Source organism: candidate division WOR-3 bacterium, from assembly GCA_016934535.1.
Classification (GTDB): domain Bacteria; phylum SDB-A; class SDB-A; order SDB-A; family SDB-A; genus JAFGIG01.
In genome coordinates this window covers 83,790-107,601 of sequence record JAFGSQ010000056.1, presented here as the reverse complement: position 1 = coordinate 107,601, position 23,812 = coordinate 83,790, and the positions used below count along the sequence as shown (strand labels likewise).

At 44.0% G+C, this 23,812-nt stretch carries 22 protein-coding genes and 1 tRNA gene; 16 read left to right on the top strand and 7 right to left on the bottom strand.

Going from position 1 to position 23,812, the window contains the following annotated elements; genetic code table 11:
* Nucleotides 1-8: 8 nt before the first annotated feature.
* The 6 genes from JXL83_08600 to JXL83_08575 form a co-directional block, all read right to left on the bottom strand.
* A tRNA-Gly gene (locus JXL83_08600) sits at nt 9-81 on the bottom strand.
* Between the two features lie 42 nt (nt 82-123).
* On the bottom strand, nt 124-897 hold the full coding sequence (locus tag JXL83_08595; protein MBN2364176.1) for a hypothetical protein: 774 nt from the start codon (nt 895-897) through the stop codon (nt 124-126).
* On the bottom strand, nt 884-1,627 hold the full coding sequence (locus JXL83_08590; protein MBN2364175.1) for a hypothetical protein: 744 nt from the start codon (nt 1,625-1,627) through the stop codon (nt 884-886). Before JXL83_08590 ends, JXL83_08595 begins: the two co-directional genes overlap by 14 nt.
* A gap of 14 nt (nt 1,628-1,641) precedes the next feature.
* Nucleotides 1,642-3,093: a hypothetical protein gene (locus JXL83_08585; GenBank protein ID MBN2364174.1), complete on the bottom strand. Its 1,452-nt coding sequence runs from the start codon at nt 3,091-3,093 to the stop codon at nt 1,642-1,644.
* Nucleotides 3,090-5,300, bottom strand: coding sequence for a type I DNA topoisomerase (gene topA / locus JXL83_08580; protein ID MBN2364173.1), 2,211 nt, complete (start codon nt 5,298-5,300; stop codon nt 3,090-3,092). Before topA ends, JXL83_08585 begins: the two co-directional genes overlap by 4 nt.
* Nucleotide 5,301: 1 nt before the next feature.
* Nucleotides 5,302-5,688, bottom strand: coding sequence for a hypothetical protein (locus JXL83_08575; protein ID MBN2364172.1), 387 nt, complete (start codon nt 5,686-5,688; stop codon nt 5,302-5,304).
* Nucleotides 5,689-5,839: 151 nt separating this feature from the next.
* Here JXL83_08575 and JXL83_08570 point away from each other — a divergent pair, with 151 nt between their 5' ends.
* Nucleotides 5,840-6,754 (top strand): prohibitin family protein, encoded by a 915-nt coding sequence (locus JXL83_08570; GenBank protein ID MBN2364171.1) that lies wholly within the window; start codon nt 5,840-5,842, stop codon nt 6,752-6,754.
* A gap of 11 nt (nt 6,755-6,765) precedes the next feature.
* A complete protein-coding gene (locus tag JXL83_08565) occupies nt 6,766-8,292 on the top strand; it encodes an aromatic amino acid lyase (GenBank protein MBN2364170.1) in 1,527 nt (508 codons plus the stop codon).
* A gap of 10 nt (nt 8,293-8,302) precedes the next feature.
* Here JXL83_08565 and JXL83_08560 read toward each other — a convergent pair whose 3' ends face one another.
* The gene (locus JXL83_08560) at nt 8,303-8,908 is read right to left on the bottom strand and encodes an MBL fold metallo-hydrolase (GenBank protein MBN2364169.1); all 606 of its coding nucleotides are present in this window, start codon (nt 8,906-8,908) and stop codon (nt 8,303-8,305) included.
* A 67-nt stretch (nt 8,909-8,975) separates the two neighbouring features.
* On the opposite strand from JXL83_08560, the gene JXL83_08555 reads away from it, so the two are divergent.
* From JXL83_08555 to JXL83_08490, 14 genes are all read left to right on the top strand, one after another.
* Nucleotides 8,976-9,269, top strand: coding sequence for a GYD domain-containing protein (locus JXL83_08555; protein ID MBN2364168.1), 294 nt, complete (start codon nt 8,976-8,978; stop codon nt 9,267-9,269).
* 67 nt (nt 9,270-9,336) lie between these two features.
* Nucleotides 9,337-9,981, top strand: coding sequence for a (d)CMP kinase (locus JXL83_08550; protein ID MBN2364167.1), 645 nt, complete (start codon nt 9,337-9,339; stop codon nt 9,979-9,981).
* Between the two features lie 101 nt (nt 9,982-10,082).
* Nucleotides 10,083-10,595, top strand: a complete 513-nt coding sequence (locus tag JXL83_08545; protein MBN2364166.1) for a 1-acyl-sn-glycerol-3-phosphate acyltransferase — start codon at nt 10,083-10,085, stop codon at nt 10,593-10,595.
* A complete protein-coding gene (locus tag JXL83_08540) occupies nt 10,586-11,443 on the top strand; it encodes a 4-hydroxy-3-methylbut-2-enyl diphosphate reductase (protein MBN2364165.1) in 858 nt (285 codons plus the stop codon). The genes JXL83_08545 and JXL83_08540 overlap by 10 nt, the downstream gene beginning before the upstream one ends.
* The gene (locus JXL83_08535; GenBank protein ID MBN2364164.1) at nt 11,434-13,164 is read left to right on the top strand and encodes a 30S ribosomal protein S1; all 1,731 of its coding nucleotides are present in this window, start codon (nt 11,434-11,436) and stop codon (nt 13,162-13,164) included. Before JXL83_08540 ends, JXL83_08535 begins: the two co-directional genes overlap by 10 nt.
* A gap of 15 nt (nt 13,165-13,179) precedes the next feature.
* The gene (gene kdsB, locus JXL83_08530) at nt 13,180-13,932 is read left to right on the top strand and encodes a 3-deoxy-manno-octulosonate cytidylyltransferase (GenBank protein MBN2364163.1); all 753 of its coding nucleotides are present in this window, start codon (nt 13,180-13,182) and stop codon (nt 13,930-13,932) included.
* Nucleotides 13,922-15,670 carry a CTP synthase gene (locus tag JXL83_08525; GenBank protein MBN2364162.1) on the top strand — a complete coding sequence of 583 codons (1,749 nt, stop codon included), beginning with the start codon at nt 13,922-13,924 and terminating at the stop codon, nt 15,668-15,670. The genes kdsB and JXL83_08525 overlap by 11 nt, the downstream gene beginning before the upstream one ends.
* Nucleotides 15,671-15,687: 17 nt before the next feature.
* A complete protein-coding gene (locus JXL83_08520) occupies nt 15,688-16,308 on the top strand; it encodes a hypothetical protein (protein ID MBN2364161.1) in 621 nt (206 codons plus the stop codon).
* Nucleotides 16,305-17,093, top strand: coding sequence for a tRNA pseudouridine(38-40) synthase TruA (gene truA / locus JXL83_08515; protein ID MBN2364160.1), 789 nt, complete (start codon nt 16,305-16,307; stop codon nt 17,091-17,093). Before JXL83_08520 ends, truA begins: the two co-directional genes overlap by 4 nt.
* Nucleotides 17,094-17,106: 13 nt before the next feature.
* Entirely contained in the window at nt 17,107-18,420 is a 1,314-nt protein-coding gene (locus tag JXL83_08510) for an adenylosuccinate lyase (protein ID MBN2364159.1), read from the top strand.
* Nucleotides 18,421-19,590, top strand: coding sequence for an acyl-CoA dehydrogenase family protein (locus JXL83_08505; GenBank protein ID MBN2364158.1), 1,170 nt, complete (start codon nt 18,421-18,423; stop codon nt 19,588-19,590).
* 8 nt (nt 19,591-19,598) lie between these two features.
* Nucleotides 19,599-20,522 carry a phosphate butyryltransferase gene (locus JXL83_08500; GenBank protein MBN2364157.1) on the top strand — a complete coding sequence of 308 codons (924 nt, stop codon included), beginning with the start codon at nt 19,599-19,601 and terminating at the stop codon, nt 20,520-20,522.
* Nucleotides 20,523-20,524: 2 nt separating this feature from the next.
* The gene (locus JXL83_08495) at nt 20,525-21,505 is read left to right on the top strand and encodes a ketoacyl-ACP synthase III (GenBank protein ID MBN2364156.1); all 981 of its coding nucleotides are present in this window, start codon (nt 20,525-20,527) and stop codon (nt 21,503-21,505) included.
* On the top strand, nt 21,478-23,811 hold the full coding sequence (locus JXL83_08490) for a DUF2344 domain-containing protein (protein MBN2364155.1): 2,334 nt from the start codon (nt 21,478-21,480) through the stop codon (nt 23,809-23,811). Before JXL83_08495 ends, JXL83_08490 begins: the two co-directional genes overlap by 28 nt.
* Nucleotide 23,812: the final 1 nt, after the last annotated feature.

Below are 23,812 nucleotides of genomic sequence, written 5' to 3'. Positions count from 1 at the left end.
GAAATAAAAGCGGGAGACGGGATTCGAACCCGCGACATCCACCTTGGCAAGGTGGCGCTCTACCAACTGAGCTACTCCCGCGTTTAAAATTGATTTTATCAAAGGCTTTCTTCGTGTCAAGTTTTATCTGAAACCCAGGGCTTTTCCGGCGTCCTTTCCAAGGACGACAATAATCCTGTCTTCTCTGAGCCTGACAGAAGGTATTGAAGAAGCGAGACTTTCTCCAGCAAAAGAAGGATAACTCACTACATTCATGTACTGAGGCATGCTTTCTTCGGAACGCGAGGAGGCGACAGAAATTTTATTTATGCGCGACATAAAGAGAATGTTTTCGTCCCATTCTTTTCTGTGTCTCGGCCAGACACTCCCTCTCTCCCTTTCGATCGACCTGCATGCTGCGTGAATAAAATAAGGCAGGCTACTCATAGAAGAAAAAGAAAGTGCCGGTCTGAAAAAAATTCTGCCGGGAGAAAAATAAACGCACCTGCTTGCATTTATGTTCAACAAATATTTTCTCAAAAAAATTTCACAAAAAAAATCTATGCATTCTCCAGCTTGCGATGAATCTTCTTCGTCGGCAAGAGAGTATAGAATATAAGTAGCCGAACTTTCGGGAGGTGCAAAAAAACTGTTGGCCTTCTCAACAATATATATTCTTCCGGTCAAGCTCAGAAAAGAATCTATTTCTCTCGAGTTTTGATCGTAAAATGACGAAGCGACTGCTTGAAAAAGGCTCGAATTGTTCATGATTATTACTCTCAAAGTGTCTGAGCAGACATCCAAGCAGAGTGGAATTTCTTCTCCGTTGTCAATGCCGAGGTCGACTGGACCCGGAACAGAACAGCCTGATAAAGCGAATATGTATAAAACAAGAAAAGCCGGTTTAGTTTTCAGCAACAATCAGATCCCTTATGCATTCGTTGTCGAATATCCTTTTTCCTTCTCCATCGAGAAATCTGTAAAATGGGACTATTATGGGGAGCGGGTTTTTTTGAATGACGGTTTTGTAATGACCCGGTTTGTATTTGCCTTTTTTGCTTTTCACTGAATTTATTGAAATCGGATTTTCGTATGATTTTGCCCAGCCTGCCGAATGCACCGATTTGAGAAAATCTGTTGTTTCAGCACTGAATCCGTTTTTCTTTGCTATGAAATCCCAGTCAATCGGAATTTTTTTTATATTTTTATCATCGAGGTTATTGAACGACTCTATTGATTTTATCCATTTTCCCAGCCATTTCTTCTCTCTGTCTTCGAATATGTGGTCTCTTTGGATTTCTCTGTCCAGCCAGTTGAAAAAAACGTTTTCAGCCAAATTCTCACCTTGCGGCAGTGTTATTTTAACTATGCCCTTTATTTCGACAGATGTTTTTTTTCCCGTGATTTTGACGTTAGCGCGCGCGGCGAGAAAAAATTCGTTGTTTTTAACCGAAGAAATATTCAAATCTCCGGAAGCATACAGGATACTGTCTTTAAAAACTGATACTCCGCTTTCCTTTTTAGGGGGAATTTTTCTGTCGTTCAAAACCGGTTCACTTTTTACCGTTTTTGGTTTTGCAGAAACTGATTTATTTTTTATTTGCGGAGAAATCTTCTTTTTAACTTTTTTATTTTCATTTTTTTTCACTGCTTCACCTCTTTTCAGCTGATCCGGTAAATCTTGTATTCGTAGGGTTCCAGATCAAAATAAAGCCCCGAAGAAAGGATGCTCTCTTTTTCTCTGTCCCACACTTTGTCAGTAAAAACATCTTTGAAAGTTATTGTATTACCCGACGAATAAATCCTTTCAATCTTCGAGAATCCATTTTTATGAAAGGGGGTGTTGTTTACAACGGCAATTACATCGCACTCTTTAAGAGACCACATGAAAGAAAATACTCCGGAAAATTCGGGTTCATCCGGCAGAAAAGCGTTAAGAAGCGTCCATTTTCCCGAATGAAGAGTGTCGTCTGAAAGAAGGGACAATAAATTTTTGTAAAAATCCGATACTGCCGTATCAATTGTTTCTTCTGGCCATCTTGTGAATTGAATTGGAGACTTTATCTTTCTCCCCTGAAACTGTCCGTCAAAAAAAAGCCTCATGCCCGGAAGAAGAAAAGTCAAAATCGCCGCAGCATAGAGCCTTCTGTTTTCAAACAAAGCCGCAGATCGATCCTCGTCGTGATTTTCAAGAAATCTGACAAGTTTTTCATAATAAATCTTTTCCGCGTGCAGATGTCCGTAAACAGAAGAGTTTTCTCCGTATCTGAGCCTGTCGTAAAGTGTTTTATCGTATGTATAATCAAAACCCTGTTGCTGAAGGTCCCATTCCATCCCCCAGTAAACTTCGGCTATAAAAAGAAAATCATTTTTAATTTTTTTGATTTCGTTTATTGCCTTGCTCCAGAATTCCTCGGAAATCTCGATCTTCTTTTTCCATGTTTTTGAAAAAACATCGTTAGTGACAAGCATCGCCATGTCGCATCTCAGACCGTCGCAAAGACCTGAGATGTTCTTCAGGGTTCCGATCATAGTCTCTCTCGTAACACTTTTCGAGTAATCGAGTTGAGCAGTGTCGTTCCAAGCCGGAAAGTTTGGGTCTTTGCCCATCGCTACGGCTCTTCCGTCTATCATAAAAGCCGCGTTCTCCATCAGAAGTGATTCATCTGCAGCCATATAAATCTCAGGCTTTTCCCTCAGCCAAACACAGTCCCGGGAAGTGTGATTAGGAACAAAATCGAGAATTATTTTCTTTGGTTCGATATTATTTCTGAAATTCAGAAAACCTTCCGTGCTTCCGAATCGTTCATCAATGACATAGTCACAAATCGAATACGCTGAAGCGTCCAAATCTTTTTCGGGATCAAATGACTCAAGCAGTTTTTTTCCGGCCGAAATTAAATTTTTACAGTTCAGAGCCATTTTTTTTGCCTCTGTACTTCTCTTCCAAATGCCCATAAGCCACAAACCGTCAAAGTGGCTTTCTCTGATTTTTTCCAACTCTTTTTCGGGAAAATTGTCAAAATTTACTTTGTATCCGTTTTCGACGGAAAGATTGTCGAGCCAGATTTTCGTGTGCAGTTCGATAACGGATGGATATTTCCTCCAGTTCATTCAGACATCTCTCCCATGTATTCTTCCGGCGCGACCACTGCATTGCAAAGCGGGCATGTGAGTATCGTTCCTTTTTTTGTCTTTTTTTCAAGCATGGCGTTACTTTTACAGTTCGGACATTTCCTTGAGATTGGTTTAGTCCAGAATACGGCCTTACATTCGTCGCAGGTCCAGTAATTTCTTCCTTTTGCACTTTTCTTCTCTGCTATCTTACCCCGGCATTTATCGTGAGGGCAATCAACTCCAATATAATAAGGAGTAGTCGTGGGGCATTGGGGGTAATTCCTGCATCTCAGGTACTTTCCGTATCTCCCGTTCATCGAAATCATTTTCTGTCCGCATTTCGGGCACGCAATTTCAGTTTCGGTTTCATTGTCGTTTTCGGAAAAAATGTCCTTTTTACCTTTGCATTTCGGGTAATCGGTACACCCGAGGAAAGACCCGTACCTGCTGTTCTTTAACGCCATTTGTTTGCCGCATACCGGACATATTTTTTCGTTTTCAGGAATTTCTATTGTGATCTTTGAATTTTTTACCTGTTCCATTCTCGCTCCGAAGGGTTTGTAAAACTCCACGAGTACGGTCTCTTTTTTCGATTTACCCTGCTCTATCTCGTCAAGCCTTTCCTCCATCAGAGCGGTGAATTTTTCGTTGAATACTTCAGGAAAAGATTCTACGAGATACTTAAGCACAACTTCTCCGAGTTTGGTCGGAGAAAGGCTTCTGTTGGACTTCAGCACGTATCCGCGTTCAACAATTATTGAAATGATCGGTGCGTAAGTACTCGGCCTTCCTATGCCAAGTGCGTCGAGTTCTTTTATCAAAGACGCCTCCGTGAATCTCGCAGGAGGTTGAGTGAAATGCTGTTCCGCTTTTTCTGAGACGACTTTCATTTCGTCTCCTTTTTTGAGATCAGGAAGCTTTTCTGTTTCATTCTCTTCTCCGTTGCCGTCGAAAAAGTGCTTGAATCCGTCGAAAACCGTTTCGGTTCTTGAAGCCCTCAACTCCAAATCGGTACCGGCAGAAAATGTCAGAGTCGATATCTTCTCAACAGCGTCTCTGCATTGGGAAGCGATAAACCTTTTCCATATCATCGAATACAGATTGAGCATGTCTTTTTCGATTTTTCCCTTCAGGCTATCCGGTGTTTTAAATAAATCCGTCGGTCTTACAGCTTCATGCGCGCTCTGGACATTTTTCTTGGAGTCAGCGTATTTGTTGGGTTTTTCAGGCAAAAGGCGCTTCAATCCGCTTTCAGACATGAATTTCCTCGCTTGGCTGACGGCTTCGGGGGAAACTCTCACTGAATCCGTTCTCATGTAGGTTATCAATCCGACAGTTTCGTTTTCAATATCGACGCCTTCGAACAACTTCTGAGCCACCATCATGGTTCTGCTGGCGCTGTAACCGAGCCTCGTGACTGCGTCCTGCTGAAGCGTGCTCGTAGTGTACGGAGGTTTGGGCTTTTTCTTCCTTTCCTGAAAAGTCATATCCAGGACTTTAACAGTGTTATTTTTAACCTGCTCAGTTAGTTTTTCCGCCTCTTTCCCGCTTTCTATCTTTATTTTTCTTCCGGCTTTTTTCGAGAGAGCTGCGGTGACAAGCTTTCCGTCCTTTTCCAGGACAAACATTACGTCCCAGTATTCCTGGGAGACAAACTTTCTCCTTTCGTTCTCTCTTTCGCAAATCAGCTTGAGTGCTACCGTCTGGACTCTGCCTGCGGACAAGCCGCTTTTTATCCGTTTCCAAAGAAGCGGGCTCACTTTGTATCCGACCAGCCTGTCTAATATTCTCCTTGCGTTTTGCGAGTCCACTTTAAGACAATCTATTTCACCCGGGGTTTTTATGGCTTCGTTTATCGCTTTGGGAGTCATTTCGTAAAAAAGAAGCCTCTTGACCGATTTTCCTGACGGAAGCTCTTCGCTTATGTGTTGAGCGATGGCCTCTCCTTCTCTGTCGGGATCCGTCGCTATGTAAACTGTATCGGCTTTTTTTGCCGATTCCTTGATTTTGACTATCTGCTTGAGTTTTGTTTTATTGAGTACGAAGATCGTTTTGAAGTTGTCTTCAACGTCGACACCGAGTCTTGAGACGGGCATGTCTTTTATGTGTCCGAACGTAGAAAGAACTGAAAAATCCTTTCCCACAATTTTGGTTATCGTTTTCGCCTTGGTCGGTGATTCGACAATGAGAAGATTTTTAGCCATGTCACCCCTTGTTAATCAAAAGACAGTTGATAATTATTTCAACAGTTTTGACGTTCATTTTTTCTTCCGATCTGTTTTCAATCATTTCGAGAAAGAAATTTATGTCCTTCTCGTCGAGCATTCCGCTGTCCCAAATTTGCAGAAAATGCATCATTCCTTCTTCAGTGAGATTGTCTATGAGAGAAAGGAGCCTTTCGTCGCTGAAAATTTCGCCTTTCCCGCTCTGACGAAAACGCGGTATCAAGCTTAGTATTTCCTCTTCCAATTCTTCTCCGGTTATTCCGCTTATCTCCAGTTCAGACATGATCTCATTGATGCCGATCCCTTTAAGGTTCTTTCTGAGAAAATCCATGAGTACTCTCGCCTTGATGGTTTCCTCTTTCTTCAATAGAGCCTCCCTTGATTTCAAAAAAACATTTTGCATTCCTCTGCTGACGGCAAACGGGATATGCTGTATATTTTTATGCTTATAAGTTAAAAAGAAGGTTTATAGAAATTTCGTCATAAAATCAAGGAAAATATGAACAAGGGAGGCAAAAATGACTTTTCTATCGTTTCTTTTCTTTATTTTCGCGGTGTCCGGAGGTATTTCACTCATCGCCCTCAAGAAAAAAGGGCCTGGAATAGCCGTTTTTATAGTTTTTCTGGTGCTTTCTTTTTTCGCGCAGACTCTCACTGTTATTGACGCGGGTGAAATCGGGCTTCAGGTTCTTTTCGGCAAGGTTCTTGCAAAACCCATGACCGAAGGCCTTCACGTTAAAAATCCTTTTGCCAAGATAGTGACATACTCTATACGCCTTCAGGAATACACTATGAGCATCGCCCCCGGCGAAGGAATACGTTATAATCCCGACCCGATAACGGCGAGAACTCTCGACAACTCCGAAGTGACTGTCGATATAACAATATGGTGGTCGGTCAATCCCGATTCCGCAGCATCTATTTACTCGAGGGTAGCGACAAACACCGATCAGCTTCGCGATCTTTTAGTAAGACCTGCGTCGAGAGCAATACTCAGAGACGTTTTCAGCACGTACAAACTTGACGAGTGTTTCAAGCAAAGGGACGACATACGTCTTCAGCTTTTGAGAGACCTTTCTTTGTATCTGAATCCCAAAGGTATCAAAGTAGACAATGTCCTTTTAAGAAACATCACGCCTCCCACGAGCGTCGATCTCGCGATTCAGGAAAAGCTTTCTGCCGAACAGCAACTTCAAAGAAGAGAATACGAAATTGCCATTGCAAGACAGGATTCGATCAAGAGAGTGGTCGAAGCCGGTGGAATAGCTTCTGCGCAGTTGATAATTTCATCAAATCTCACGGACAGGTACATACAGTGGAACGCTGTCGAGGCAATAAAATTGCTCGGAGAATCTGGTAATTCGGTTTTTTACGTCATACCGACAAATCCCTCATCCTCCGGGATTCCATTAATTTTAAATTCTTCACACTGAAGGAGAAGTCAGTGCATCACGAATTGAACGGCAAAAACCTGACGGTTGAAACTTTGGTTGACGTGGCGAGAAATGGCGGCACAGTTTCTGTCCACCCCTCAAGCCTTGAGAAAATCGAAAAATGCAGGCATATGCTCGAAAATAAAATCTCTGCGGGTGAAACAATGTACGGAATTAACACGGGTATAGGCGAGTTTTCTGAAATTGTCCTCGATGAGCGTCAAATCAAGGATTTTCAGAAATACCTGATTTACAACCATTCGGCCGGAATTGGCGAACCCATGCCGGAAGAATACGTCAGAGGTGCCATGCTCGGCAGAGTCAACGTGCACGCCAACGGCAATTCCGGTTGCAGACCCGAAATCACAAAAACCATCGTCGAAATGCTTAACAAAGGCGTCACTCCTCAAGTATGCCAAAAGGGTTCGGTCGGCGCCTGCGGTGATCTCGCCCCCATGTCCCAGATAGCCCTACTGCTGATGGGCGAAGGGAAAGCCTGCTACAAAGGTGAATTACTTGAGGGTCGAGAAGCTATGGAAAGAGCAGACATCATAGTTCCCGGTCTCATGGCGAGAGACGGCCTGGCGACAATAAATGGCTCTAATTTCATAACCGCCATGAGCGCCATTTTTCTTTATGACGCCGACAGATTTTTAAAACAAGCCGAAATTGCCGCGGCAATGTCGTTGGAGGCTTTAAGAGCCAATCCCTCTCCCTACGACGAAAGGATACACATGGCAAGAGGATTCAAGGGCTCAATCAGAAGCGCAAAAGCTCTTAGAAAACTTATGACCGACGGCGACGTGTTTGAAAAAAGGATAAAATGCAAAGTTCAGGATGCCTATTCAATGCGCTCGACACCGCAGGTCATCGGAGCCGCTCACGACGCGATAGCGTACGCGAAAAGCCAGGTTGAGATTGAACTCAACGGAGTAGGCGACAATCCGATATTTTTCCCGGAAGAAAACACCCAGCTTTCAGGAGCGAATTTTCAAGGCAGCCCCGTTTCCGTTCCGATGGAACTTGCAGGCACCGTGATAACGATGGTCTGCGTTTTGTCCGAGAGAAGGATGAATCGCCTGAACAATCCGGCTCTTAACGTCGGGCTTCCCGCTTTTCTGTCGAAAGGCGCCGGCATGTTTTCCGGCTTGATGCTCAGTCAGTACACCGCCGACTCCCTGATAGTCGAACAGAAAATCCTGTCTTCTCCTGCCTGCATTCAGTCAATACCTGCGGCTGCGGATCAGGAAGATTTTGTTTCCATGGGCATGAACACAGCCCTGAAAAATTTTCAAATACTCGACAACGCCTACGGGATACTCGGCATAGAATTAATGGCGGCGGCGCAGGCACTGGATTTCAGGGAATACAAAACAGGCAATGGGACTTTAACCGCGAAAAAGACGATAAGGAAACACGTGGATTTTCTCGACATCGACAGACCTCTTTACAGCGATCACAACAAAATGAAAGAACTTGTCAAATCCTGCGAAATTCTCACGGAAGTTGAAAATGTGACGGGCAACCTTTCGGAATGAAATAAAATTTTCAGAGAGAAAAAACGAAATCTCTTTCGCTTTCGAGATCCGTTTCCTCTCCGTGACCCGGCAAAATTCTGTAATTGGTTCTCAGCCCGTAATATGACTTGAGCGATTTTACGAGTTTGATGCAATCGCCCGACGGCATGTCGCACCTTCCGACGCCGTTTTTGAAGAGAGTGTCGCCCGAGAAAAGAACGTTTTCCGTAAACAAAGAAACCGAACCTTCCGTGTGACCGGGAGTGTGCAAAAGAGAAATCTCACGCCCGGCCAGTGTAAGTTTTTCATTTCCTTTCAAGACGAAGTCGGGAATTATTTTTTTTGGATGCGCACCGAAAAGAAGTGAGCCGTTGTAAAAAGGGTCGTTGAGACCCGCGGCGTCATTTTCGTGTATCGTAATTTCGGCTTCCGGAAAAAGACTTTTCATCTTCAACACGCCGGCAGTGTGATCGTAATGATTGTGCGTGAGAAAAATATACTTGCATATAAAATTCTTCCTGAAATCGGACATTTTCTCGGAAAAGCCACCGGGATCGACAATCAGAAGTTCATCCATTGAAGTCGCAAAATAACAGTTGGTTTCAATCTGGCCCACTATAAAACGCGTTATTTTCATGATTCGTTCTTCCCGTTTGATTTTGTGATATAATATCATTCAAGTTGTTATTTTCAAAGGAGGTGTTATGACTTTCATTCTGATGACAAAACTCTCCCCCGAAGTCTCCAAACAAGTGAAAAACAGATCTTCGGCCGGCAGAGACTGGCTCGAACAGGTTAAAGATAAATGTCCGGAAGTAAAATTTGTCTCTCATTACGCTTTGCTTGGTGAATTCGATTTCATGGACATATACGAAGCTCCCGACGAAAATACAGCCGCCAAAGTATCCATGATAAGCCTGCTTAACGGCGCTTTTGAATCCCAGAGCTGGACCGCCATCCCTTACAAAGATTATCTCAAACTGACGAAAGAAATCTGAACCATCATTGTATCATCCTTAATAATTGAATTGACACGCCGATTTCGAATCAATAAACTGCCTGAACATGATTTTGATAACAATAGACGGACCTGCCGCCGCAGGTAAAAGCACTGTGGCTAAAATCATCGCCGAAAAACTGGGATTTTTGTACCTCGACACCGGCGCAATGTACAGAGCCGTTACGCTTTTTCTCATCGAAAACGGCATAGACGTGAACAACGAAACAAAAATTTCTTCCGTTTTGGACGATATTGAAGTCAAATACGAAAACGGCAGGATTTTTCTCAACGGGAAAGACGTCGAAAACAGAATTAGACGACCCGACGTCAGCGAAGCTGTGAGCCCGGTCAGCGCGATTCCTGAAGTCAGAAAAAAAATGGTCGAACTTCAGCGAAGTATTTTTCATGAAAAAGGAATTGTCTGCGAAGGCAGAGACATGGGTTCGGTTGTTTTCCCGGAGGCCGAACACAAGTTTTTTATGACGGCTTCTTTGAATCAAAGAGCAAAAAGAAGAAAAAAAGACCTTCTCGTCATGGGTGTTGAAATGGACTGCAGAGAGGTCGGAGAAAAACTCTCGGCCAGGGACAAATACGATTCTGAAAGAAGCATCTCCCCCCTGAAAGTCCCTGAAGGGTCAACTATAATAGACACAACCGAACTGACAATATGCCAAGTCGTAGAAAAGATAACAGCCGACATAGGACTCTGATTCCCCGACCTTCTGCTCTTTGGTCTTTTTCACATTTTGTAGCAAGCTTCTTTTTCAGACATGTTCTCGGCTTGAGAATACAAGGTTCGGAAAACCTCCCTTTGGATAGAGCATTCATACTTGCGCCGAATCATCAAAATAATTTCGATCCTCCGGTGGCCGCATTCAGCATATATCCGAGAATGTGTTATTTTCTCGCTAAAAAAGAACTTTTTTTGGTTCATCCTCTTTACAGCGCGGTTTTGACTTTATACAATTCGATCAAAATCGACAGAACTGGTAAAGACTTATCGGCAATTAAAAAAGCGCTTTCCGTCCTGAACAAAGGGTACGTTCTGATGGTTTTTCCTGAAGGCACAAGGAAAATCGACAATCAGTTGGAAGAAATCAAATCGGGAGCGGCTTTTCTTTCTATAAAAACTAAAGTTCCGCTGGTTCCTTGTTTTATAAAATACAAGAATCCATTGAAAGAAGACTTGTTGAAAGGCAAAATGCGCGTAGATGTAAAGTTCGGAAAACCGATACATCCTTTTTCAGGAACAATGCCGGCGTCCAGAACAGCAGACACAATGGCGGCAATCTGGAAGAAACAGATGAAAGAATTATGCAGGTAATAATAGCTGAAAATGCAGGTTTCTGCTTCGGCGTCAAAAGAGCGGTGAAAATGGCGGAAGAAGTGCTCGATTCTTCTGAAGCAAACGAAAAAATCTACATACTCGGAGAAATTATCCACAATCCGCAGACCGTGAAAATGCTCGAGGAAAAAGGGGCCGTAACCATCGACGAAAAGGATCTCGAAGCCGTCGAGCCGGGAAAGCTTATTCTTAGAAGTCACGGAGTTCCGCTCGAAGTCATTGAAAAGGCGAAAAGACTTCACTTCAGCATAGTAGACACAACATGTCCTTTCGTAAAAAAAGCCCAGATAATCGCAGATCAGAATTCTAAAAAGGAAAACCAGCTTATAATCATTGGAAAAAAAGAGCACCCCGAAGTCAAAGCCTTGCTTTCTCACAGTCTTTACAACGCTATCGTGATCGGCTCTTTCGACGAAGTAAAAAATTTAAACTTCAAACCGGACGTCAAAACTGTAATAATAGTTCAGACGACTTTTTCCGGAAACGAATTCAAAAAAATCACCGGTGAAATTGTCTTGCTTTATAAGGAGATTTTAGTCTACAATACAATATGCAACGCGACATATATCAGAAGAACAGAGTCGCTGAGCGTAGCTGAAAAAACAGACGTAAATATAGTGGTGGGCGGAAAAAACAGCTCTAACACGAGAGAGCTTACGAATTTCCTGCTTGAAAAAGGCTACAAGGCTTTTCAAATAGAAAGCCCCGAAGAGATACGTCGTGAATTTTTCGACGAAGCCGGATGCGTTGGAATAACCGGGGGGGCTTCTACCCCTCTCTCGGTGATTGAAGATGTAAAAAGAGCTGTCGAAGAATTTTGCCTTTAACAACCGCTGATAAATGCAGTGACAGAGAAAATGTTTCTAACAATCTAACCGTATGTCTCGTGGAGGAAATATTGGACAATCAGAACGTTGTGGAAAGCGAAAAACAGAAGAATTTTGAAATCTGGGACATAACCGATGACGAGCTTTCGGTTCTCATCGATAAATATTCTCCCACTCTCGAAGAAGGAAAAATAGTCAAAGGAACTGTCGTCAGGATAGGGCCCAAAGACATCGTTCTCGACATTTGTCAGAAAAGCGAGGGAGTTCTCTCGGCATCTGAATTCCCTGAAGATTTTGCGCTGAAAGTCGGCGATACGATCGAGGTTTTTCTTGAAGAACTCGAAGGAGAAGAAGGCTTCGCAGTTGTGTCCAAACAGAAAGCCGATTTTATTAAAGTCTGGGACGACATTAAAGCTGCTTACGACGACAAGTCACCGGTCGAAGGGACTGTAACAAGAAGGGTCAAAGGCGGAATGATTGTCTCTGTTTTCGGAGTGGAAGCTTTTCTGCCCGGAAGCCAGATAGATCTCAGACCCTGCAAAGACATGGACTCACTAGTCGCCAAAAAATTCCTTTTCAGGATAATCAAATTGAACTGGAAAAGAAGAAACATAGTCGTGTCTAGAAGACAGATACTCGAAGAAGACAGAGAACAAAAGAAGAAACAACTGTTTCACGATCTCGACGTGAACTCGGTTCTCGAAGGCAAAGTCAAGAATATTACTCCCTTCGGAGCCTTCATAGACCTCGGAGGAATTGACGGCCTTCTTCACATCACCGATATTTCCTGGGGCAGGATTCAGCATCCCAGCGAAGTGCTTTCCATTGGAGACACAGTTCAAGTCATGGTAATCGGTATTGAGAAAGAAAAAAACAGAGTTTCTCTCGGTATGAAACAACTCGTCCCCGACCCGTGGAAAAACATAACAGAAAAGTATCCCGAAGGAACAAAGGTCAACGGAAAAGTAGTCTCGATGACAGACTACGGTGCTTTTGTCGAAATTGAGAAAGGGGTCGAAGGTCTCATTCACATTTCCGAGATGTCGTGGACTAAACACATCAAAAAGCCTTCCGACATTTTAGACGTCGATCAGGCCGTAGAAGCTATCGTCCTCAATATAGACGCCGACAAGCAGAGAATATCTCTCGGTCTCAAACAGGTGCATCCTGACCCGTGGGAAACCATAGAGGAAAAATATCCGGTCGGTTCAATCGTCGAAGGCAAAATCCGAACTATTACCAACTTCGGCGCCTTCGTTCAGCTTGAAGAAGGCATAGACGGATTAATTCACGTGTCCGACATGTCCTGGGTGGAAAGAATAGAGACTCCCAGGCAAATATTAAAAGAAGGAAAATCCGTTCAGTGCAAAGTCCTCAAGATAGACAAGGAATCGAAGAAAATTTCTCTCGGTATAAAACAACTCGAAGAAGACCCGGTTCAGAAATTCATCTCTTCCCATCAACCCGGAGACAACATAATTGGCAGCATTGTCGAACTCAAGGACAGAGGCATCGTTGTTAAAATTGAGGACAACGCGAGAGGTTTCGTTCCTTTTTCTCATCTCGTCAACGACAACATAAAGAAACCCTCCGATGTTTACAAAATTGGAGACAATCTGGACCTCAAGATCATAGAGATGTCCTCCGACGGCCGCAGAATACTTTTATCAGAAAAAGAAGCGGCTCCGTCAGATTCTCAGAGTAAAGACACAGAATCCTGATGCTTTGAGGGTTTAGTGAGAGAAAGCATGATCCTCGGCGTCATACCCTTGAGGATTGGCTCTACAAGGCTTCCCTTCAAGCCTCTTTTGGAGCTCGGCGGGAAGCCTCTTTTCTTTTGGGCGGCTGAAAATGCACTCAAAAGCGAAACTATTGACAAAATCATTATAGCTGCAGATTCCGAGAAAATAATTGAAAAAGCTTCGTCCCTGAAAAACGTCGAGTGCATATTAACTCCGGAACTGCCGAGTGGATCAGACAGAGTTGCATGGGTGGCCCGTAATTACCCTTCTGCTGAAATAGTGGCGAACATTCAGGGAGACGAACCGTTTCTAGATTTCAGGGATATTGACAAAGCCGTGAGCGCTCTTAAGGAAGACCCCGGGGCCGACGTTTCCACTTTATTTGTTCCTTTTTCTGAAAACGACAATCCCTCTTCTCCCTCGACTGTCAAAATAGTCGCAGACAAAAAAAATTACGCCCTGTATTTTTCAAGAGCTAAAATACCGTTTTCGAGAGACGGGAAACCTGTCAATTATCTCCGCCACCTCGGACTTTACGTTTATAAAAAAGAATTTTTACTCAGATTCTCCGACACTCCGACAGGAGTCCTCGAAGATATCGAGAAACTGGAACAGCTGAGAACGCTCGAAATGGGCGCGAAAATAAAACTTGTGGCTGCGGAAAAACCTTCTTTCGGTATAGATACTGAAGAGGACTTCATAAAAGCCAGTAATCTAATAAAGGGAGAAAATTTTAATGGCAAATAAATACGTCGTTGTCGTTGGAGGCGTCATAAGCGGAGTCGGCAAAGGCATCGCATCCGCTTCCATAGCAAAAATCCTCATAGAGTATGGATACAGGACTACCGCCGTTAAGATCGATCCCTACATAAATTTCGACGCCGGCACTCTTAGACCCACTGAACACGGCGAAGTCTGGGTGACAGATGACGGCGGCGAGATAGACCAGGATCTTGGTAACTATGAAAGATTTATCGGCGAACAAATTCCGAAAAAAAATAACATAACAACCGGCCAGGTGTACTGGTCTGTCATTGAAAAAGAAAGAAGCGGCAAATTTTTAGGCGAAACCGTCCAATTCATTCCTCACATCCCGGATGAGATAATACACAGGATTGAAGAATCTACAAAAGATCACGACATAGCGGTAATAGAAATCGGCGGAACGATAGGAGACTATGAAAACATACCTTTTTTGTTCGCATTAAAAAGCCTGGAAAGGAAACTGGGAGCAGGCAGTTTTTCTTACGTGCTCCTGACCTACCTGCCGATCCCCGGAAACATTGGAGAAATGAAAACCAAACCTACTCAGCAGGCTATCAAACTTCTCTCTCAACACGGCATTTTTCCCGACATTATTCTCTGCAGAGCCAAGACCGAGACCGATCAGGTCAGAAAAAAGAAGATTGAGATTTATGCGAACATCCCGGCTGACATGGTCATTTCTGCACCGGATATTTCTTCTGTATATTCAGTGCCGTTGAATTTCGAAAGGGAAAGCCTCGGAAAAAAAATTCTGATGACCCTCAATCTCAAGCCGATTAAAGAAGGAAACTGGGCAGAATGGCAAAAACTCGTTTCACGCATAACCAATCCGTCTAAGGAAATATCTATGGGGATGATAGGCAAATATATCGAAACGGGAAATTATCAGCTCGAAGACGCTTACATTTCTGTCAAACACGCTCTCGAACACGCCGGAGCGAATCTCGATTGCAGGGTGAAAATATGCTGGATCAACGCCGGATCTGTCGAATCGGGAAGCGAATGCAGATCAGTTCTGGAAAATCTCGACGGAATAATAGTTCCGGGAGGATTCGGTAAACTCGGAGTCGAAGGAAAAATCAATGCAATAAATGTTGCCAGGACATGCGGCATTCCTTATCTCGGCCTTTGCCTCGGAATGCAGCTCGCTCTGGTTGAAACCGCCAGAAACATTTTGAATCTTGATAACGCCGATTCGACGGAAAACGAACCCGGCACACCTCATCCCGTCATCACTCTTCTGCCTTCTCAGGAAGAGGCAATGCAGCATTCCAGATACGGAGCGACCATGAGACTCGGTGCTTATCTCGCCAACATAAAAAAAGGCACTAAAGTCGAATCGCTTTACCTTGAAACAGAAAGAGTAAAAAAGGACGCGCTGATAATAGAAACGCTTTTTAAGGGATCGGAAAGCTTCAGACTGGGAGCGGTTCCCAAACAAGACAAATTCACTGAAATCATAGAAAGGCACAGACACAGATATGAAGTCAATCCGGATTACATATCCAGGTTCGAAAAAGCCGGCATTGTTTTCTCGGGATTTCATCTTCGTCATGAGAACGAAGAGCCTCTCATGGAATTCATTGAACTGAAAAACCATCCATTCTTCATAGCCACCCAAGCTCATCCGGAATTCAAGTCGAGTCTTATAGACCCCTCTCCACTATTTAAAGGATTCATTCAAGCCTGCCTTGAAAGACATTACCAAAAAGCGGTTTAAGTTTGCCTTTTTCATCTATGTCAAAAATCATTTTCGTTTTTTTTTCTTCATTCTTATTACTTTGTTCTCCTTCTTTGCTTTTTTCTGCTTTAATTTTTTCTTCCGTCGCTATATTCCTTTCACTTTCAGGCTCCATAAAAAAGGCTTTGCACCCTCTTTTCGGAACGCTGGTTTTTATTGTCCTCCATAATATGGGTTTCCCCGCAAAACCGGAAGTTTGGAAGCTGATTTCAATGCTTTACTTTTCTTTCTTTTTCGCGGGAATATTTTCTGTAGACGATTTGTTGTCTCTCCCATTTACGGGCAAATCTGCAATAATGAAGAGCCTCTACATGATTTGTGAAATCTCGTCGAGTTTCGCTCCTTTTATCAGATCAGAATTGAAGGGAGCTGTCTTGACTGTAAAAATCAACGGGCAAAAAATACCTGGTAGTATGACTCTTTTCCCGATGCTCGCAAACTGGAGCGTTCTGAAAATAGAACACCGGAAGCGTGACTTGTTTCTGTCTCTCAGTTCGAGAGGATTCCGTGACACCGACGATTTGAACTTTCCCGGCAAAACCGTTCTGTTCCGTTTGGGTGACACTCTGTTGTATTCGTTCATAATTCTCTTTTCGTCTTGGAGATTCCTGTTTTGAGAAGAATACGGATAAAAACATCTTACGTCGGCAGGCAATTCTACGGCTGGCAGTTCCAAAGCGGTCTCCGAACAGTGCAAGGCGAATTGGAAAAAGCCGTTCTGACAATTACTGACGAGAAATCACGCGTTACAGGAGCCGGCAGAACGGACACAGGCGTTCACGCTATCGGACAAACCGCTCACTTTGACTCCTCTACGAGCCTCGGTGATACGGATCTTCTGAGAGCTGTCAATTCAAAATTGCCGCAGGATATGACAGTTCTTGAACTCTTTACAGAAAATCCGTCTTTTCATTCGACAAAAAGCGCGAAAGAAAGACAATATGTTTACAGGATAGAATATTCAAACGGAAATCCTTTCACAAGAGGTCTTGTATGGCAGCTGAAAAAAAGACTCTGCGTTGAAAACATGAAAGAGGCATTAAGCGGTATAACCGGGAAACATGACTTTTCGTCTTTTTGCATCGCCAAAAGCCTCAAAAGCAACACTTTTGTCGACCTCAGGAAAGCAGAGATACACGAAATCCGAAACGGACTTTTATTTTTTTTTGCCGCAGACAGGTTCCTTCACAAAATGCTGAGATCCCTGGTAGGAATGCTGTACGATATCGGAAGAGGAAAAACAGCGACTTCTCAAACGGCTCTCTCATTGTCATTGAGAAGTAGAAAATACGGAGGATTCACAGCCCCGGCAGATGGACTTTATCTTTACAGAGTCATATACTCGGATGAGGATAGGAATTTTTACGCGGAAAGCTTCACAAACCTGTTTACCGGAACGTAAAGAGAGGACAGACATGAGCCTTTTGGACAGATACACGCTCCCGGAGATGAAAGAACTCTGGTCGGAAGACAACAAATTCAGGACATGGCTGAAAGTCGAAATAGCCGCCTGCAGAGCGAGAATGGAAAAAGGATTGATTCCTAAAGAAGAATTCAACGTGATAGAGGAAAAGGCCGGTTTCGATCTGAACAGAATAAGAGAAATTGAAAATGAAGTTCAGCACGACGTCATTGCTTTCCTCAGCTCCGTATCCGAAAAAGTCGGAGAACCTTCCAGGCACATACACTTCGGCATGACTTCTTCCGACGTTCTCGACACGGCTCAGGCTTTAATTTTAATCGAAGCGGGAAACATAATCCTGAAATCCCTCGAATCTCTCATAGAAAAAACGAAAATAAAGGCTCTGGAGACAAAACATCTGGTTATGATGGGAAGAACCCACGGTGTTCACGCCGAACCTGTCACGCTCGGAGTGAAGCTTCTGTCACACAGGGAAAATTTCAAACGATCCCTCAAAATACTGAAAGAAGCAACTGAAAACGTCAGGTACGGCAAAATATCAGGGCCTGTAGGTATTTACGGAAATCTCGATCCTTCCCTTGAGGAAAGGACTCTCGACATCCTCGGACTTAAAACAGAACCGGTCGCCACACAGGTTGTTCCGAGAGACCGCCATCTTTATTTTGTCATGGCTCTCGCTCATTTGGCAGCCGCTCTTGAAAGGACGGCTCTGCAGATAAGGCTTTTGCAGAGAACGGAAACAGCCGAACTCGGAGAACCTTTCTCTGTCGGCCAGAAAGGATCCTCAGCGATGCCTCATAAAAAGAATCCGGTTATTTGCGAAAGAATTTGCGGACTCGCAAGGCTTTTCAGGGGTTATACTTCCGCGTCTCTGGAAAACGTGTCTTTGTGGGATGAAAGAGACATAAGCCATTCGTCGGTGGAAAGAATTGTTTTACCGCAAGCGACGAGTATATTGCTTTATATGCTCAGAAAAATGGAGTATATTATTGAGAACCTCTCAACGGACGCAGGCAGAATGAAACAGAACAAGGAAAAGTCCGGGCAGAGGTATTTATCCGGAGCGTTTCTTTTAAAACTATGCGAAAAAGGGGTAAACAGGGACGAGGCTTACAGGATAATTCAATCTGCTGCGCTGAAAGCGCAGGAGAATGGAATTTCGTTATCTGAAATTCTGGAAAAGGACAAAGCTTTTTCCGGATTTTTCACAATTGAGGAGATTCGACGTACAGCCGACGAAGATAAATTTATAGAAAATGTTGATTTGATTTTCAAAAGGATTCTCGATTCGGAAAAGGAGGAGTGAATGAATTCGCCGACAGATTTTTTTTACACCGAGGAGCAAAATGAAATAAAATACCTGACGAGGAAAATCGCCGAGGAAAAAATCCTTCCAATTCGCGCGGAATTCGACGAAAACGAAACTTTTCCGAGAGAAATACTCGCCGAATTGGCCCGAGCCGATTTGTTCAGGGTCTTTATCCCTGAATCTTACGACGGACTCGGCGGTGGAGCTTCCGAACTTTCGATAGTGACCGAGGAGCTTTCGCGTATATGCGGCGGGATAGCGATTTGCTATGCCGCGAGCGGACTTGGATCCATGCCTCTTCTTCTTCATGCGAATGAACAGCAGAAAAAAAAGTACCTTCCTCAAATCGCAAGCGGTGAAAAATTAGCCGCATTCGCTATAACAGAAGCTGAAGCCGGTTCGGATTCGGCAAACATTAAAACAAAAGCCGTTTTAAAGGGGAACCGGTATATTTTGAACGGCACCAAACAGTTCATAACCTCAGGCAGCGAAGCTGACATTTACGTCGTCTTCGTTACGACCAATCCCGGTAAAGGGATAAGAGGACTCTCCGCCGTAATAGTCGAAAAAGGAGCCGCTGGTTTTTCGTTCGGAAAAAAAGAAAAAAAACTGGGAATTAGAGCTTCAATAACCACGGAACTCGTCTTCGACGATTGTGAAATACCTAAAGAAAACCTCATCGGAGGCGAAGGAAGAGGTTTTAGGATAGCGATGGATACTTTCGATCACTCAAGACCGGGTGTCGCCTCCCAAGCCATCGGAATAGCTCAGGGAGCTTTTGAAGCGGCCGCAGATTACGCTTCGAAAAGAATCCAGTTCGACCAGGCAATAATCAATTTTCAGGGAATAGGTTTTATGTTAGCCGACATGGAAACTTCCATTCAGGCCGCGAGAAGTTTCAATTACACCGTCGCCAAATACATAGACTCCGGGGCGAAGGACATCGGCAAGTTTTCAGCCATGACAAAAGTATTTGCAAGCGACGTCGCAATGAAAGTGACGACTGACGCCGTTCAGATCCTCGGTGGTTACGGATACATGAAGGACTATCCCGTGGAAAAGATGATGAGAGACGCAAAAATTACTCAAATATACGAAGGTACGAACCAAATACAAAGGTCCATCATAATGACCAAACTCATTCACGAGTTGGCACAGAAAAAATAGGAGGCAGAATGGAAGTTATACGAACATTCGAAGAACTGGTAAATAAAGCAAAATCATGCCGCAAACAGACAGTCGCGGTCGCCTGCGGAGACGATCCCGACACTATCGAAGCTATTGCAAGGGCGGCAAACGAAGGATTCATACACGCTATCATGGTCGGAGACAGTAAAGCTACGCAGGAACTTGCCAAGAAAGTCGGTATTGATCCAAAAGTATTCGAGTACGTCGAAGAAACCGACAAAAAACTGGCGGGTCGAAAAGCCGTAGAAATCGTCAGAGAAAAAAAAGCGGACATAATAATGAAAGGAATGATTTCGACGTCTGATTACGCGCGGGCTATTCTCGATAAAGATAAAGGCCTTATGCCTCCGAAATCAACGCTGACGCACGTCACAATAGCAAAAGTCGAAACTTACCCTAAATTCTTGATTCTTTCGGACGTCGCCATTCTTCCCCAGCCTGACCTCAGTCAAAAAGCTTTGATGATAGAATACTGCGTCGAGATTGCCAATTTCCTGGGTGTCAAAATGCCCAAAGTCGCAGTTCTTTCCGCTTCGGAAAAAGTGGAACAAAAAATACAGTCTTCGGTTGACGCGGCTCTTTTGACAAAAATGGCGGAAAGGGGTCAGATAAAAAACTGCATAGTCGACGGCCCGCTCGCCCTCGACATATCGGTTAACACACATTGCCTCCAGAGTAAAAAAATCAATTCACCGGTCAACGGCGAAGCCGACGTTTTAATATTTCCTGCAATAGAAGGTGCAAACGCTTTTTACAAAGGACTTATACATCTTGCCAAAGGCCAGGTGGCGGCTATAATCGTCGGCGCATCGGCTCCCGGAGTTCTGGTTTCCAGATCGGACAGCGACGAAACAAAATATTATTCAATAGCTCTGGCCGCAATCGTATCCGCCGCGCGAATGGAGAAGTGAAAATGTACAGGGCAAAAATTTACGGAACCGGCTCTTACGTCCCGGATAAGATAATAACGAACAAAGACTTCGAGAAATATCTGGACACATCGGACGAGTGGATTACGGAAAGATCCGGAATTAAAGAAAGAAGATGGGTCAGAGACGATCAGGCAACATCAGACATGGTCATTGAAGCATCAAAAAAAGCGATAGAGAGCTCCGGTATTGATCCGGACAAGATCGACATGATTATAATCGCTACAATATCCCCCGACCATCTTTTTCCTTCAACCGCATGCATAGTCCAGAATAAACTGCACCTCAAAAACATCCCCGCTTTCGATATTTCAGCGGCCTGTACAGGTTTTATTTATGCGATGGAAATCGCCCGGAATTTTATAGCCAATAAAACAGCGAAATACATACTTGTAGCCGCCGCTGAAATTCTGTCCAAAATAGCCGACAAAGAAGATAGAAGCACGGTGGTCCTTTTCGGAGACGGGGCTGGTGCTGTAATTCTAGGTCCTTCGGAAGGCAAAAGCGGCATCATATCAACAAAAATATATTCCGATGGAAGCCTGGCAAAACTTCTCGAACTCCCTGCCGGCGGATCTAGGCATCCTTCGACGGAAGAAACGGTCAAGAACAGAATGCACTATCTTAAAATGCAGGGAAACGAAACATACAAGCACGCTGTCACAAAAATGGGAAATGTTGCAATAGAGGTTCTCAAACAGGCCGGCTTGACGGGTAAAGACGTGAAGGTATTCATACCTCATCAGGCCAATTACAGAATAATGGAATCCACAGCAGTACGAGCCGGAATAGACATTGATAAAGTTTACATAACCATCCATAAATACGGCAACATGTCTGCGGCGACAATTCCGGTCGCTCTTGACGAAGCCGTCAGAGAAGGAACCATAAAACCCGGAGACGTCGTTCTTCTCGACGCTTTCGGCGGCGGACTGACTTGGGGAGCCACGGTCCTGAAGTGGTAAAAAATGACCTGGATGATATATTACGCAAAGTAGAACATCCGACCAGATACATAGGCAGCGAATTCCATTCGGTTAATAATCCCGAAGATGCTCTTGTCCTTCTTTGCTATCCTGATATTTACGAGATAGGAATGTCAAATCTCGGTCTTCAGATACTCAGACGAGTCCTGCTGAACAACGGATATGGCGTCGAACGAGTTTATTGCCCGGCACAGGATCTCGAGAAAGCGTTGTTGTCGGGTAAATTTCCTCTTTTTTCACTCGAAAGCAGAATCCCGGTCAGCGATTTTTCAGTTTTGGGATTCTCTCTCGAATGCGAACTCGACATAACCAATATTATTAACATTCTTTTTCTGGGTGGAATCCCTGTTTCGCGCCTCGACCGCTCCGATGGAGATCCCGTTGTCATCGCCGGAGGAGCCTCCGTTCTGAATCCGTCGCCGTGGTCTCACTTCATAGATGCTTTCGTAATCGGCGAAGCCGAAGACGTAATTCTTCATATCGCTTGTTTAGCCAGACAATACAGACAAAAGCTGCTGCGAAGGACAGAATTCGTCGAAGAATTATCCCGTCTCAAGGGCGTTTACGTGCCGGGTATCACTAATACTGACGTCGAATACCTGCGGGTTGAAGAATTAAAATACGAGCAGGCTCCGCTTCCGCCTCTTCTTCCTCACATGCAGATAATCCACGACAGACATGTCGTCGAGATTACAAGAGGCTGTGCTAGATCCTGCAAGTTTTGCCAGGCAGGCTGTGTTTCAAGAAAAGTCCGGCATAGAAACGCCGAAGACGTAGTGAGAATAGCGAAAGAAGGACTGGAATCGACCGGATGGGAAGAACTTTCCCTTTTGAGCCTTTCAGTCAGCGATCATCCGGAACTCGGCTCGATACTTGGCGAACTGTTCCCCTATCTGAAAAAAAATCACATCTTCCTGTCCCTGCCTTCACTGCGCGCCGACAGCGTCAGTGAAGAAACACTAAGAATAGCAGGCATTCTCGGACACAGAACACTCACTCTCGCTCCTGAAGCCGGAAACGAATCTCTCAGATCAGACGTCGGAAAAACGATGAAAGACAATGACATATTCAGTTCAATTGAAAAAGCTCTGCGAAACAGTTTCAGCAGGATCAAATTCTACTTCATGGTCGGACTTCCCGGAGAAACTGATAGAGACGTAGAAGACATAGCTGATTTGGCAATCGAAATTTCCAAAGCCATGAAAAAAAACAGCTTCAAGATATCTATTGCTCCTTTCGTACCGAGGCCTCATACTCCGTTTGAAACATGTCCGCAGTCAACTCCCGAAGAAATCACCGGAAAATACCGCCTGATATCCGAAAAATTGAAAAAAATCAGAAGATTCGTCAATTTCAGGGATCCCAGAACCGCCGCCGTAGAAGGCATCATAGCAAGGGGGGGGCACGAAATCTCAACAGTCGCGGTCGAGGCTTTCAGGAAAGGATCGAGGTTCGATCAGTGGATTGAAAATTTCAGTTTCGACGTCTGGCGTTCTTCCATGGAAAAAGCCGGAATAGACTTTTCAGCGGAGCTCAGGAACACAAACGGCGGGTCAGGAAGATGGGATAAAATCAGAACCGGTTCACGAAGCGATTTTTTCAACGTTCAACGGAAAAACGATTCCGCCATTTCAATGCCCGTAAAATCGTTTTTAAACGTAACCGAAGCCGAAGAGACGATCTTTCACTACAGGCTAAAATATTCAAAAGAACTCCCCCTCCGTTTTATTTCACATCTTGAACTGACAACAGCAGTTTTGAGATCTTTGAAAAGAGCCGGTATCAAAATGCCTTACACAAAAGGCAAAAGACCGAAACCCGCTGTAAATTTCGGACCTCCTCTTCCGTGCGGTGCCGTGTCAAATACCGAACTTTTAGATTTTTCATCGACGAACTTGCTCGAAAAGAGCGCTCATAAAAAGCTGCAAGAGCATTTTCCTGTGGGCATATCTCCTCTCGATATATTTTTTTTCGAGAAAAGCCACCCGCCGATAACGTCTTCCGAACTCGAAATAAAATACTTGTGCAGAAATTATGAAGCAGACAGACAAACGGTGGAAGATTTTTTCTCGAAAACTTCTTGCACTATAGAAAGGAACACAAAAGGCAGAAAAAAGACTTTGGACATGAAAAAATACCTGATGAAAATTGAAAACACCTGCGAGGGTACTGTTTTCAGCGTTATATACAACAGCACCGGATCAGTAAGGCCAGCGGAATTGGAGAAATATTTTGGAATCGAACAAGACACGATTTGGGAAAGAACGGAAATAATACAGAGGTAAA